The following is a 14,270-nucleotide window of genomic DNA, read 5'->3' as shown; positions in this document are numbered from 1 at the left end:
ACGAATGGCGGCTAAGCAACCCACCTTGGCGCAGGACGACTGGTTCCCGAGCGGGCCCGAGCTGACGGCGGTCGTCACCTCGGCCAAGGGGCCCGCGGGCTCGTTGCCGCTGACCGACTCCGCCCTGCGGAGCCGGCCGAGCGGCGACCTCTTCGGCTGGACCCAAGACGCGGCCATGGGGTGGAACCCCGCCGAGCTCGGCCGTGATGAGTACCTGGTCCTCAGCACGCAGGGAGGGCTCCGTGCGCCGGACGGCGAGCCGATCGCTCTGGGCTACCACACCGGTCATTGGGAGGTCGGATTACTGGTCGAAGCCGCGGCCCGCGAGATCCGCGCCGGGGGCGGCATCCCGTTCGCCGCCGCGTGCAGCGACCCGTGCGACGGGCGTTCGCAGGGGACCCGCGGCATGTACGACAGCCTGGCTTACCGCAACGACGCGGCGATCGTGCTGCGTCGGCTCATCCGCTCGTTGCCCACACGCAAGGGCGTGATCGGGGTCGCCACTTGCGACAAGGGCCACCCCGCCATGCTGATGGCGCTCGCCGGATCGCCCGACCTGCCGGGCGTGGTTGTCCCGGGCGGGGTCACGCTGCCCCCCGTCTCGGGCGAAGACGCCGGCAGGATACAGACCATCGGCGCCCGCTACAGCCACGGCGAGCTCACGCTGCGCGAGGCGGCCGAGCTGGGCTGCCGGGCGTGCGCCACGCCGGGGGGCGGATGCCAGTTCCTCGGCACGGCCGCCACGTCGCAGGTCATCGGCGAGGCCCTGGGCCTCTCGCTGCCCCACTCGGCGTTGGCGCCGAGCGGGCAGCCCGTGTGGCTCGAGCTGGCGCGCGGCTCGGCCCGCGCGGTCGCCAACCAACGGGCCGCCGGTCTGACGACCGCCGATATGGTGACCGAAGAATCGATCAGGAACGCGATGGTGGTCCACGCCGCCTTCGGGGGATCGACCAACTTGCTGCTGCACGTGCCGGCGATCGCCCACGCCGCCGGCCTCAGGCGGCCGACGGTCGACGATTGGGCCGAGATCAACCGCACCACGCCACGGCTGGTGAGCGTCTTGCCCAACGGGCCCGCCGACCACCCGACCGTGCGCGTCTTTCTCGCCGGCGGGGTTCCGGAGGTGATGTTGCACCTCCGTCGTCTCGGCCTGCTCAACACGTCGACCAAAACCGCGCTCGCCGAGCCGCTCGACAAGGTGCTCGACGCGTGGGAGAAGTCGGACCGCCGGTGGCGGGTGCGGGAGCAACTCCGCCAGTCCGACGGCGTCGACCCCGACGACGTGATTTACTCGCCCGAGCGCGCCGCGGAGCAAGGCCTCACCGGCACGCTGGCGTTCCCCACCGGCAACGTCGCCCCGGACGGGGCCGTGGTGAAGGCCACCTCGATCGACCGCTCGCTGTTTCGCGAGGGCGTTTACCGCCACACGGGGGCCGCGCGGGTCTTTACCAGCGAGGCCGCGGCGATGGCGGCCATCAAATCGCCCGAAGAGCACGGCTTGTCGCCCGGCAATGTGATCGTGCTTGCCGGGGCGGGGCCGATCGGCACGGGCATGGAGGAGACCTATCAGCTGACCTCGGCGCTCAAGCATCTGGCGTGGGGCAAGCAGGTCCCTCTGATTACCGACGCCCGGTTCTCGGGCGTCTCGACCGGGGCGTGCATCGGCCACATCGGCCCCGAGGGCCTCGCCGGCGGGCCGATCGGAAAGCTGCTCGACGGCGACCAGATCGAGATCACGATCGATCCCGCTCAGGCGTCGGGGTCGGTCAACCTGATCGGCGACACGCACGGGACTCGCGACCAGGCGTGGGGAGCCGAGGAGCTCGACCGGCGCCCTTCGCGCGACGACCTGGCCGAAGCCGAAGGGCTGCACGACGACACCCGACTCTGGGCCGCGCTGCAAACCCTCAGCGGCGGGGCATGGGGCGGCTGCGTGTACGACGCCAAGATGATCCGCGACGCCGTGCGACGAAACGAGTGACTCCGCAGCCCGCCTGAAGACAGCAGCGGGAAACCGATCAGCCACCCACGACGAGCCGAGCAGCACCATGATCCATTTGCTATGCGTGATCGCATCGATCCTGACCATCGCATTGTCCGAGGCGAACGCCCAAGAGGCGCCGCCTTACAAGAACCCTATCCTGAGCGTCGATCGCCGGGTGGCCGACCTGCTCGGCCGGATGACCCTCGAGGAGAAGGTCGCCCAGATGACGTGCGTGTGGGACGAAAAGGGATCGTTTCCGAACGCCGACGGCTCGTTCAACAGCGACCGGGCACGCGAGGCGATGCCGCACGGCATCGGGCAGATCGCCCGCCCCAGCGACATCAAGGGCGAGGGCGACGTCGGCTTCGAACCGGCCCGCGGGCCGCGCGAGACGGCCGATTTCGTCAACCAGATCCAGCGGCACCTGATCGAGGAAACACGGCTCGGCATCCCGGCGATGTTCCACGAAGAGGGACTCCACGGCTACAAAGCGCGTGGGGCTACCCACTTCCCGCAAGCGATCGCGCTGGCGAGCACGTGGGACCCGGACCTCGTGGAGCGAGTCAATCGGGTCATCGGCAGAGAGATCGCCGTGCGCGGCGTGAGGCAAGCACTCTCGCCCGTGGTGGACGTGGCGCGTGACCCCCGCTGGGGACGCATCGAGGAGACCTTTGGCGAGGACCCCTACCTGGTTTCGATGATGGGCATGGCCGCCGTGCGCGGCCTGCAAGGCGACCGCCGACAGAACGACCCCCAACCGCTGGCCGAGGGCCGCGTGTTCGCGACTCTCAAGCACATGACCGGCCACGGCGAACCGGAGAACGGCACGAACATCGGCCCGGCGAACATCTCGGAGCGGGTCCTCCGCGAGGCGTTCTTCCCGCCGTTCCGCAGGGCGGTTCAGCAGGCCGACGTGATGGCCGTGATGGCGTCGTACAACGAGATCGACGGCGTGCCGTCGCACGCCAACCGTTGGCTGCTGGGCGACATCCTCCGCGACGAGTGGGGGTTCCGCGGTTATGTCGTCGGCGATTATTCGGCCGTCAAAGAGCTGGAGACCCGCCACGCCGTGGCGGAATCGCAAGCCGCAGCGGCCCGGCTCGCGGTCGAGGCCGGGGTCGACATCGAACTGCCCAAGCCCGAGGCCTTCCCGACCTTGGTCGATTCCGTGCGTGAGGGGCTCCTCGAGGAAGAGCTGATCGATCGTTCGGTCGCCCGCCTGCTGCGGGCCAAGTTCCTGGCCGGGTTGTTCGACGACCCCTACGCCGATCCGGACGCGGCCGAGCGTGTCACCTGCAACGCGGAGGCGCGCGAGCTCGCCCGCGAGGCGGCGGACAAAGCGATCGTCCTGCTCAAGAACGACGGGCTGTTGCCGCTCGACCCCAACAAGTCGCAGCGGATCGCGGTCATCGGGCCCAACGCGGCGGAGACGTTGCTCGGCGGCTACAGCGACGAGCCCCCTTACGCCGTGAGCCTGCTCGAGGGAATCCGCCAACGCTTGCGTGGGCCGATCGACGCGGGCGAGGTTTCGGTGGAGCACGCCGAAGGCTGCCGCATCACCGAGGGACGGGCCCTCTACACGCACGAAGTGACCCCTTCGGATCCCGCCGAGAACGCGAAGCGGATCGAGGCGGCGGTCGAAGTCGCGCGACGCGCCGATATCGTGATCCTCGCCGTGGGCGGCAACGAGCACACGAGCCGTGAGGGGTACTCAGAGAAGCACCTCGGCGACCGCTCTGATTTGCGTATGTTTGGCCAGCAAGAAGCTCTTTGCGAGGCGGTGCTCGCCTTGGGCAAGCCGACCGTCATCACGCTGATCCACGGGCGGCCGCTCGCCATCGGGGCCATCGCCGAGAAGACGGCCGCCGTCCTCGACTGCTGGTATCTCGGTCAAGAAACGGGCAACGCCATCGCGGGGGCGTTGTTCGGCGACACGAACCCCGGCGGCAAGCTGCCGGTGAGTGTGGCTCGCTCGGTGGGTCAGCTGCCGATTTTTTACAACCACAAGCCGACCGCCCGCCGTCAGTATCTGTTCAGCTCCACCGACCCGCTGTACCCGTTCGGCTGGGGGCTTAGCTACACGACCTTCGAGATTTCGGCGCCCCGCCTGTCGTCGCCCGAGATCGGTGCGGACGGCTCGATCACGGTGACCACTGAAGTGACCAACAAGGGCGACCGGCCCGGCGACGAGGTGGTGCAGCTCTACCTGCGCGACGAGCAAAGCAGCGTGACCCGGCCGGTCAAAGAGCTCAAGCGGTTCCGGCGCGTGACGCTCCCACCCGGAGAGACCGCCGAGGTCTCGTTCACGCTGGGCCCCGACGACCTGGCCTTCTACGACCGCGACATGCAATGGACCGTCGAGCCGGGCCAGTTCACCCTGATGCTGGGGGCCAACTCGTCCGAGGTTCAGTCCGTCGGGTTCCGCGTCACGCCGTGATCCAAGACCCGCGGCGGCCTGCGGACGCAAGTGTTGCCGGTCAACAGGCGGGGAAGTCGCATCGATGTGCGCAAAGACGACATTGTCGTGCTGTTATTCGCCTTGCGGTTCACACATAATCGTGTGTCCCGTGTCAGCTGGCTTGGGACGCCGGCAGCCCTCTTCCTTGCGTTGGTTGCGATGAGCCCAGACAGACTTGCGATGAGCCCAGACAAAACGGAACCCGTCGCGCGTTCCAAGGGCCCCAAGGCGAAAGTCGCCCTGCTCGTCGAGACCTCGCGGAGCTTTGGCCGCGAGCTCTTGAACGGAATCGCGCGCTACTGCCGCGAGAACGGTCAGTGGAGTTTTCACATCAGCCCCGGCGACTACGAGCACACCGTGCCGCTGATGAAGCAGTGGGGGGGCAACGGGATCATCGCGCGGATCCCGAATAGCAAGATCGCCAAGCGGATTCTCGAGGCGGATTTGCCGACCGTGGCGATCGGGCTGACCGACGAGCAACTCCAGCCGGACAGCCCGCTGCACGGTTTGTCCGAGGTGAGTTCGGACGCCGTCAAGGTATCGCGTCTCGCCGCCGATCACCTCCTCGACCGCCAGTTCACGCGTTTCGCTTACGTGGGGAGCAGCGATCGGGGGTGGTCTTCGCGGCGTGAGACGGCCTTCGTCGAGCATCTCGGCAAGAAGGGGTACGAGCCGTGGGTCTACTCGCCTCCCAAGAGCGCCCGCGCTCGCGCTTGGGAGAACGAGCAGGGGACGCTGGCGAAATGGATCGCCAGACTGCCGACCCCCGTGGGGCTGTTCTCTTGCGACGACGACCGCGGCCGGGAGGTGCTCGAGGCTTGCGCCCTCGCCGGCCTGCGGGTGCCGGAGGACATCGCGGTGATCGGCGTCGACAACGACGAGGTCTTTTGCGACCTGTCGGACCCGCCCCTTTCGAGCGTCGCGCTCGATGTCGAGTCCGCCGGCTACCACGCCGCGGCGTTGCTCGATGGGTTGATGTCGGGTCGCATCAAGAAGTCGCGCATCATCCGAGTCGAGCCCAAGGGGGTGGTGACCCGGCGTTCGACCGACATCGTGGCGGTCGAAGACGAAGACGTCGCCGCGGCGCTGCAGATCATCCATCGCGACCTGGCTCGGGACGTGACCGCCGAGATGGTGATCCAAGAGGTGGCGGTCTCTCGACGCAACCTCGAGAAGCGATTCCGTGAGGTTTTGGGACGCACGATTCTCGAAGAGATCCAACGGGTGCGGCTGGGTCACGCCAAGCGGTTGCTGCTGAGCACCGGCTATCCCGTGGGACGCATCGCGAAGCTCGCCGGTTTTGGATCGATCGGTTACTTCATCCAATTCTTCCAGAAGAGGGTCGGCACGACCCCCGCTCGTTTTCGGCAGAATAGCCAAGGAAGTTAGGTCTTTTTCGGACTTTGCGTCTCGCGATTTTGCGGGCTTCTGAGCGCGGCGCGGGGTGACGCGATCGCGGCATTGATTTGCGTATACGTAGCTATCGCTGCCTCCGGTGTTGTTGCTTAGTCTGGAGTATGCGTATCCGGCGAACGCTATCGCTCGACCGGGTGACGGCTCCTTTCGCATCCGTGTGGTTGTTCAACGCGGCACCACGGCGCTACACGCCAAAGAACTTGGCGGCTCTTTAACTACGGAACCTACCCCGGAATGACGACCCCCTCTTCGACAGAGATCCACGCCAGCGGAAGTGCGGCCGCACTGCCAGGAAGCAGACACCCCGACTCGGGCATTTTTGATCTGAGCGACGAAGTGGTGGTTGTGATCGGCGGCACGGGCACGCTGGGCGGATACATCGCGGAGTCACTCGCGGGCTTCAACGCCCGGGTGGCGGTGATGGGCCGCAGCGAAGAACGCGGCAAGGACCGGGTGAAGGCGATCACGGGCGCCGGCGGCATCGCCTTGTTCCAAGGGGTCGACGCCATCGACAACGACTCGCTCCGCCACGCCGAGCGTGTTGTCGCCGACGAGTTCGGGCCGACCACCGTGTTGTTCAACGCCGCAGGTGGGAACCACCCCAAGGCGACTTTGCTGCCGGGCGAGAGCCCTTGCAACGTGCCCGAAGAGGCGTGGAGGCACGTGTTCGATCTCAACCTGATGGGCGGCGCCCTGTTCCCCTCGCTCGTGTTTGGCGAGGCGATGCTGGCCGCGGGGCGGGGCAGCATCATCAACATCGCGTCGATGGCGGGCATGAACCCGGTGTCGCGTGTTGGCGCCTACTCGGCCGCCAAGGCCGCGGTGATCAACCTCACCAAGTACCTCGCCCTGGAATGGGCCACGCGCGGCGTGCGCGTCAACGCGATCAGCCCCGGCTTCTTCCCGGCGGACCAGAACCGCAAGCTGCTCTACAACGAGGATGGGTCGATGACCGACCGCAGCTCGCAAATCATCAATCACACCCCGATGGCCCGCTTCGGCAGTGCGAAAGAACTGGCCGGCGCCGCGGTCTGGCTGGCGGCTCCGAAGGCTTCGTCCTTCGTGACCGGCCAGAACATCGTGGTCGATGGCGGGTTCTCAATCGCATCGATTTAGAGTGCACTGCCCAACTTCGTAGTGAGCCTTTCGCTCGATCGCCGCCGATTCACGCCGCCGCGATCGCTGCACATCGTTGCGATTCGAACTAGGCCCGCCAGCCCCGCGATGCTGTTGCAGAGGGGGGATGCCGCCGCGCAGTGGGCGGCGGGCTTCTTCGGCTAGAGCGGTATTCGAATTGGTGTGGACGAGCGGGGAAGCGATTGGCGGCGTGGCGAGGAAGCCGAAGCAGGCAATGCGGTGCATTGTCGATGCAGGCTGACGAAGCCATGACGCCGATCGCGAGCCGAGCGTCTACACCTATGAGCAAACCGCTCTAGACCCATCACCTGCAGGCGCCCAAGGCGACAGCCGCCGCCGAGTGGCGGCTGTCGCTAGCGAGGCTCAGTCGGCCCGGGGGCTCTCTGGCGGTCCGAGGTAGCTCGGGGCCACCTCGCCGGTTTTGACGACCAATTTTTGCAGCACGACCCCCGGGTCGATGCGCCAGAACCGCAGCGTGTGCGCTCCGGCGGTCGCGTCGATCGAAGGCGTTGCGGCGACGTGGATCGCGGCCGAAACCCGGCGGCGCCACGGATTGGGGTTCGAGTGGTTCGTGCTGCGGTCGGCGTGCATGTCGACCACGACCGGCTCGGCGTCGTCGATCGACACGCCGAAGCGGATGCCGTGCTCGTCGTTGCCGTAGAAGTCGAGTGTCGGAGAGAGGTGGGCTTCAACACTCACCGGGCCGCTGCTGGTGAGAAAGATCGGGTACTCGAGGCAAGGGCCCTCGCCCACGGCGGAAGCCGCGGCGGCGACCGGCGTGCTGATCACCGACGAGCCGACACGGCCCAGATCGGCAACCACTCGCCAGCGGACCCCGTCGGCTTCGGTCGCTCGGGAGAAGCTCGGCGCCTCGATCGAAACGTAGCCGTTCTGTTCGACAAAGCCCCGCGCGTTGGGCGGCAGGTGATCGTCCTTGGCGTCCTGAGCGGCAGACGGCGTTTGGCCACTCGCGGCGTCGGCCGCCACGCGGCGGACTTCGGGCATCACTTGCTCTCGCGGGTCTCTCCAGCTGGTGTAGCCGATGTGGACCTGCCTCATGATGTGGTTCCACTTGCCGCCTTCGAGTTCGTGGTACCGGCGGGTCAGCTCCTGGTCGCGGGCGAACAGCCGCTCGGCGTCGTCCGCACGCTTGTTGGCCGCCGGGTCGCCCTGGTCGGCGAGGGCGTGGTTCTCGGCCACGGCGAAGTAGAGCTCGTGCAAGTTTCCAACGGCCAGGATCGGGTGCAGCACCAGTTGGTAGTAGGCCGACTGCGAGCGATCGGGAATCGCTTTCTCGATCCGTTCGGCGTCGCGCATCAGGTCACGCCACTCGTTGACCACGCGTGGCCATTCGTCGTAGTTGGTAAGGCTGTAGACGTTCGCGTCGAGCTGCTCCGGCGTTCGGCGGGCGACATACTTGGCGTAGCGGCGCAGCAGCGAGGCGACCTCCTCGGCCTTCTCGGGGCCGAATTGCTCGCGGGCCCATCCCACGCGCCAGGCGTCCAATCGCTCGCCGATGCTCTCGGCGGGGAACCGGTCGGGGTCGTACGCCAGCGTGAGGAAGAAGTCGATCGGCTCCTCCATCGGCTTGATGTCGCCGACGTTGACGACCCAGATCTGGTCGACCTCGTGTCGCCAGCAGAGGTTCATTTGCTCCCACACCCGCGGCAGGGAGTTCGTGTTGGTCCATTTGTAGTTGCGCGGATCGCCGACGTAATCGAAGTGGTAATACATGCCGTAACCGCCGGGGTGGCGCGGCTCGTCGGGGCGGGGGAGGCGGCGAACATTGCCCCAGTTGTCGTCGCAGAGCAAGAGGATCACGTCGTCGGGGACACGCATGCCCCGGTCAAAGTACTCCTGCACCTCTTTGTAGAGGGCCCAAACCTGCGGGGTCTTTGTGTGGTCCTCGCCGCGTTCCTCGGCGATGATCTCGCGTTGCGCGGCGACGATCCGCTGCAGGAGATCGATGTTGGCGCTCTGGGTCATCGGCTTGTCGCCGTCGCCTCGCATACCGAGGGTGACCACGCTCTCGCGGTCGCCCATGCGGCGGATGCCCTCGCTCCAGAACTCCTTGAGCTTCTCGGGGTTACGCTCGAAATTCCACGAGCCTTCGCCGTACCGCGACCACTCGGCGTGGGCCCGCATCATCGGCTCGTGGTGCGAGGTGCTCAGCACGACACCCAACTCGTCAGCCAGTTGCTGGCTGTCGGGGTCGTCGTCGAACAGCGCGTTGCCCCACATGGCGGGCCACAAGAAATTGCCGCGGTTGCGGAGGATCAGCTCGTAAACGTTGGCGTAGAAGTCCTTGTTGAAGCCGCCAAAGTTGTCGCTCGCCCAGTTCGACAAGGCGGGCGCCTCGTCGTTGATGAAGATGCCGCGGTAGCGGACTTTCGGTTCCGGACGAACGTGGGCCTGGGGGGCGCAATAAGCGTTTTCACGGCGCTCGACGGGCGCGTCGGCCCACCAGTACCAGGGCGAGACGCCCATCGCTCGCGACAGGTCGAGCAGGCCGTAAATGGCGCCGCGCTTGTCGCTCCCGGCAATCACGAGCGCGTTATCGAGCCCCTCGGCGGGCTGCTCGACGGACTGCGTGAGCGACGCCTCGCGCTTGCCTTTCACCTCGCTCGTGTCGATTTTCTTCGACTCAACGACGCGGTCGATCACCCCCCCGGAGCCCAGCACGCCTACGAGAACGCAGGGCTCGGCGGGAGGTTGTTCGCCCGATGTCACCGACGGCCGAACGCCGGTCAGCCGCTCCAGGTCGTCGGCAAACCATTCGGCGACGCGTTGCACGCCGACCGGCGCCGCGGGATCAACCCATACGGCGGCGGGTTGGCCGCTGGCAATCACGGCAAAGCCGTCGCCGCCCTCGGTGATGCGAGGCAACTCTTGGCCGTGGGCGTGGGAGCCGCTCGCCACAAAGAGAATCAGAAACAGAAACCGGCAGCCGGTTCGGAGAATGGGCATGGCGCTGTGGATAAGGGGTCGAATCGATTGGGAGAGATGAGTCGGCGTCGGCGGGCGGCAAACCTTTCGGCAGCCGCTCCGCAACGCGGATCGATTACGAGAAGGGAGTATGCCATTTTTCGGCTTCGCAATTGCGCAAATCAATGTCGTATGCCCGCTGCGGGAGAGAGGGGGCGTCTCTCAAGTTTCTGGGCAGCCGAACAATCGATAACGCCTCGCCAACCCCGCCGCCCCGCGCCCGCGACCTAGCTTGGCGGCGTTGTAATATTTGGCGTGCGGATCGAACCCCACGCGGCTGCTTCGCTTCAGGTTAACATGCTAGATTGCTCAGGGATGATCCGGCGAAGATCGTGTCGATCATCTTCCGCGGCCCCCTGGTGCGTGTCTCGATCAGCTCGAGCAACCAAACCGGGGCAGGCGACACTTTTCAAGATTTCACTCTACAGCTGAGGCGCACCGCCAAGTGGCCCGATCCAAGAAAAAGTCTTCCGAAGCCAAAGACGTCGCTCCTAAGAAGAAGTCTCACAAGGAGTCGCGCAAGTCCGCTCTCCAGCGTGTGCCGCCTTTGCCGCTGCTCGCCATGCTCGTGTTCCTTTCGGGCTGCTCGGCGCTGGTGTTCCAGGTCACCTGGATGCGTGAACTGCGGCTGATTTTCGGCGCCACGACCGGAGCGGTGTCGGCCGTGCTCGCCATCTTCATGGCCGGGCTGGGGGTGGGCAGCGCGGTGCTCGGCAGGAGAACGGAGCTCGCCGCCAAGCCGCTGAGGATGTACGGCCAGCTGGAGGTCGGCATCTCGATCGCCGTGGCCGTCAGCCCGATCTTGCTGGCGGCGGCCGGTCACTTCTACTTGGCGTTGGGAGGCCAAGACGCGCTCGGCATCACCGGCGCCACGGCGGTTCGGCTCTGCTTGGCTGCCTTCGTCATGGGCGTCCCGGCGTTCTTGATGGGCGGAACTCTGCCGGCTATCAGCCGCAGCGCCACGCGCCCGCACGATTCCCACCGGGGCGCTCTCGCCATCTTGTACGGCGTAAACACCTTGGGGGCTGTCTTCGGTTCGGTGGTCGCGACTTTCTACGCGCTCGAGCAGCTCGGTTCCTTCTCGACTCTGATGCTCGGTTGTGGCCTGAGTCTTCTGGCGGGACTGGTAGCGATCCGAGTGGCGCGGGGTCTCGATCCTGTTCCCGTCGAGAGCAGCGCGGCGCCTTCCGATGCCGAAGAGGTCCAAAGCTCTGCTACGGAACGACTTACGGCGGGGCAGGGCGACAGCGAGCAGGGCGGCGGCGGGATGAGGGGGCTGATCTATGCGACCGCTGCGGCGGCCGGGTTCACCTTCTTCGCCCTCGAGATCGTCTGGTATCGGATGCTCGCCCCGATTCTCGGCGGGACGACCTTCACGTTCGGGACGATCCTAGGGGTGGCGTTGCTGGGCATCGGTTTGGGGGGCTTGCTCTACAATCTCATCTTTTCGCGTTGGGTCACTCCCACCCTCGGGGCCTTGGCGCTAACCTGCGGGCTCGAGGCCTTCTTCACGATGGTACCCTACGCCGCGGGCGACCGGCTCGCCGTGCACGCCGCCTGGCTCACGCAGAACGCCGAATCGTTCGCAGCGCTCACGGGCGGCTGGCTGCAAGTGACCTCGGCGGTCGTTTTGGGTGTGGCGATCGTCAGCGGGTTGCAGTTCCCGTTGCTGATCGCGTTGCTCGGCGAGGGGCGCCGCGGCGTGGGCCGTCAGGTGGGGGTCGCCTACGCCTGGAACACGCTCGGGGCCATCAGCGGCTCGCTGGTGGCGGGCTTTGGGGCGTTGCCGTTGTTGACAGCGCCGGGCATGTGGGTCGCCATTGGCGGCGGGCTGGCGCTCCTTTCCGTGCTGCTCGTGGCGTGCGACCGCCGGGGCGGCGCCCGAACCAAGCTGACGGTAGGCCTCTTGGCGGCCGCCACGGTCGTGCTGGCTTGCTTCACCGGTCCCACCGCCGGCTGGCGGCACAGCGGCATTGGCGCAGGACGAGCCAAGTTCCCCTCGTTCGAGCCGAACGCCGTTGAGTTTTTGCTCGTCGAGAATCGCCGCGGCTTGGCCTGGGAGGCCGACGGCCTCGAGGCGAGCATCGGCGTCCGCGACTTCGACGGCTACGAGTTCGTGGTCAACGGCAAGGTCGATGGCAATAGCATCTCCGACGCCTCGACGCAGGTGGGCGTCGCTTTGCTTGGGGCCGTGCTGCACGAGGACCCCAAGACCGCGATGGTCATCGGGCTCGGCACCGGGGAGTCGGTCGGGTGGCTCGCCGAGATGCGCGCCGTCGAGCGTGTCGACGCGGTCGAACTCGAGCCGGCCATCGACAAGATGGTGGAGCTCTGTGCGCCGGTGAACTTCGACGCGCTCAACCACCCCGAGGTCCGCCGCATCTACAACGACGGGCGCGAGACGGTCTTCACCACCGACGACAAATACGACGTGATCATCTCCGAGCCTTCGAATCCTTACCGGGCTGGCGTCGCCACGCTGTACACCGAAGAGTTTTACGCCGCCGCCAGCCGCCGGCTGAACCGGGGCGGTGTGTTCGTGCAATTCTTGCAGGCTTACGAGATCGACAACGCCACGGTGGCCACGGTGCTCGCCACGGTGCGCAGCGCTTTTAAGCACGTGGAGGTTTGGCAAACCTTGCCCGTCGATATGCAATTGGTCTGCTCGAACGAGCCGATTCTCTACTCCGAGCAAGAGCTGCGCACGCGCCTCGAAGACCCCGTCGTGCGGACCGCCCTCGAGAAGGTGTGGAGAACGCCGGGCGTGGAGGGGTTCCTCTCACACTTTGTCGCCAACGCCGAATGGGTCGACCACGTTTCGGGCATGCCCGGCGTCGAGATCAACACGGACGACCGGACGATTCTCGAGTACCGATTTGCCAAGACCGTCGGTCAGCCCAGCGGTTTCGCCGTGGAAGGCGCGCGCGCGCTGCTCTCCAACGAGGGGTGGCACCGACCTAGCTTGCAAGGCGATCCGGTCGATTGGCGGCGGGTTGAACTGGTGCGTCAGGCGAACAACCTTATCCACAAAGGCGTTCTCTCCAACGCGTTGCTGACGCGGCCCGAAGACCAACAGCTCCTCGCCGCGCTCGAGTACTACCGACTCGGCGATTTCAAGCAGTCTCTCGCCGCCTGGCCCGAAGCCCATCGGCAGCCCGACAGCGCCGTGCTCCGCCTGGTTCTGGGGCACTGCATGGCGGAGAACGCCCAGCAAGGCTGCCTCGAACTGGTCGCGCCGCTTGCGGGTCTTCATCCCAGCGACGTGCACGCGGTTCGCACCATCTACTACTGGTACTCCGGCTCGCCGGACGAATCGGAGGCTTCGCTCGCGGCGATGATGTCGAGCCTGCGCGAAGAGCCTTGGGGGCTCGCGACGCTGATGCCGTTGGCTCTCGAGCGAGCGGTCGACCTCGCCCAACGGGGACCCGAGGCTTGCCAGCGGGTCTACGGCTTGCTGGAGGAGCCCTTTGTCACGCACCGACTCGAGTACATGCGGCGGATCACGCGTGTGCTGGTCGCGATGCAGGGCGACGACCCCACGCGGGTTGTCGACGCTTTCGCTCCGCTCGAGCCCCACGCGCCGTGGCAGTTGCACTTGCTCGAGGCGAGAGCCAACGCTTATCGCGAGACCGATAGCCCGCTCGCCGAGCGAGCCGAAGCTGATGTGGCGCGGTTCACTGCCCAGTCAGCAAAATGAGCACTGCCGCTTCTGCGTAAGAAGGGAGCCTCCAGGCAGCCGCCAGTCAGGTTGTCTTCGTCGGACCGTCTGCAGGCGCCGCTACGGGGGAGCCGACGGAGCCGCGGCAGGTCGCTCGCTGGGCCACGGCTGCGGCCTAGAGCGGTTTGCTCATAGGTGTAGACGCTCGGCTCGCGATCGGCGTCATGGCTTCGTCAGCCTGCATCGACAATGCACCGCATTGCCTGCTTCGGCTTCCTCGCCACGCCGCTAATCGCTTCCCCGCTCGTCCACACCTATTCGAAAACCGCTCTAGGGGATCCGTCGTGAGCAGTTCTTCGCCATCTGCGGTGGAGCGTCATTTCATGAGAATAATCCACAAACGTTCGCGTGCTTCGTTCTCAAAGCGACCAAGCCTGGGCAAGACCTGTGGCGGCAATTGATGGCCCACTCCGCGATCCGAGCGGGGGGCTCGGCCTACCGCAAAGCTTGTCATCCCTTGCGCCCGGGAAGAGGGCATTGGCATGCGATTCCATGCCAAAGTCAAGGCTACGATCGGCACGAACGGTCGATGAACTCACCCGCTCCGAGGATCTGCGCTCGAGTGCGCCGCG

General features: G+C 66.4%; 6 protein-coding genes. 5 read left to right on the top strand and 1 reads right to left on the bottom strand.

All coding sequences use genetic code 11. From position 1 onward, the window contains the following. The first annotated feature begins 4 nt into the window (after positions 1-4). The 4 genes from Mal64_RS02975 (at position 5) to Mal64_RS02960 (ending at position 6,974) form a co-directional block, all read left to right on the top strand. Positions 5-1,981 (top strand): YjhG/YagF family D-xylonate dehydratase, encoded by a 1,977-nt coding sequence (locus tag Mal64_RS02975; protein ID WP_146396826.1) that lies wholly within the window; start codon positions 5-7, stop codon positions 1,979-1,981. Between the two features lie 67 nt (positions 1,982-2,048). Continuing rightward, entirely contained in the window at positions 2,049-4,421 is a 2,373-nt protein-coding gene (locus Mal64_RS02970) for a glycoside hydrolase family 3 N-terminal domain-containing protein (protein ID WP_146396823.1), read from the top strand. Between the two features lie 201 nt (positions 4,422-4,622). After that, positions 4,623-5,831, top strand: coding sequence for an AraC family transcriptional regulator (locus tag Mal64_RS02965; protein WP_146396819.1), 1,209 nt, complete (start codon positions 4,623-4,625; stop codon positions 5,829-5,831). 261 nt (positions 5,832-6,092) lie between these two features. Continuing rightward, complete coding sequence (locus Mal64_RS02960) at positions 6,093-6,974, top strand: SDR family oxidoreductase (protein ID WP_146396816.1); 882 nt, start codon at positions 6,093-6,095, stop codon at positions 6,972-6,974. A gap of 384 nt (positions 6,975-7,358) precedes the next feature. On the opposite strand, the gene Mal64_RS02955 is transcribed toward Mal64_RS02960, so the two are convergent. Further along, positions 7,359-9,962 carry a glycosyl hydrolase 115 family protein gene (locus Mal64_RS02955; RefSeq protein WP_146396813.1) on the bottom strand — a complete coding sequence of 868 codons (2,604 nt, stop codon included), beginning with the start codon at positions 9,960-9,962 and terminating at the stop codon, positions 7,359-7,361. 463 nt (positions 9,963-10,425) lie between these two features. Between Mal64_RS02955 and Mal64_RS02950 the strand changes: the two genes are divergently transcribed. After that, positions 10,426-13,677, top strand: a complete 3,252-nt coding sequence (locus Mal64_RS02950; protein WP_146396809.1) for a fused MFS/spermidine synthase — start codon at positions 10,426-10,428, stop codon at positions 13,675-13,677. Positions 13,678-14,270: the final 593 nt, after the last annotated feature.

It is taken from the genome of Pseudobythopirellula maris (assembly GCF_007859945.1).
GTDB classification, from domain to species: domain Bacteria; phylum Planctomycetota; class Planctomycetia; order Pirellulales; family Lacipirellulaceae; genus Pseudobythopirellula; species Pseudobythopirellula maris.
The sequence above is the reverse complement of the archived record's forward strand: the minus strand, read 5'-3'. Positions and strand labels throughout refer to the sequence as shown.

Bases quoted from the DNA above. Each gene is read 5' to 3' on its own strand.
- Mal64_RS02975 (WP_146396826.1), top strand. From the start codon at position 5: ATGGCGGCTAAGCAACCCACCTTGGCGCAGGACGACTGGTTCCCGAGC.
- Mal64_RS02970 (WP_146396823.1), top strand. From the start codon at position 2,049: ATGATCCATTTGCTATGCGTGATCGCATCGATCCTGACCATCGCATTG.
- Mal64_RS02965 (WP_146396819.1), top strand. From the start codon at position 4,623: ATGAGCCCAGACAAAACGGAACCCGTCGCGCGTTCCAAGGGCCCCAAG.
- Mal64_RS02960 (WP_146396816.1), top strand. From the start codon at position 6,093: ATGACGACCCCCTCTTCGACAGAGATCCACGCCAGCGGAAGTGCGGCC.
- Mal64_RS02955 (WP_146396813.1), bottom strand. From the start codon at position 9,962: ATGCCCATTCTCCGAACCGGCTGCCGGTTTCTGTTTCTGATTCTCTTT.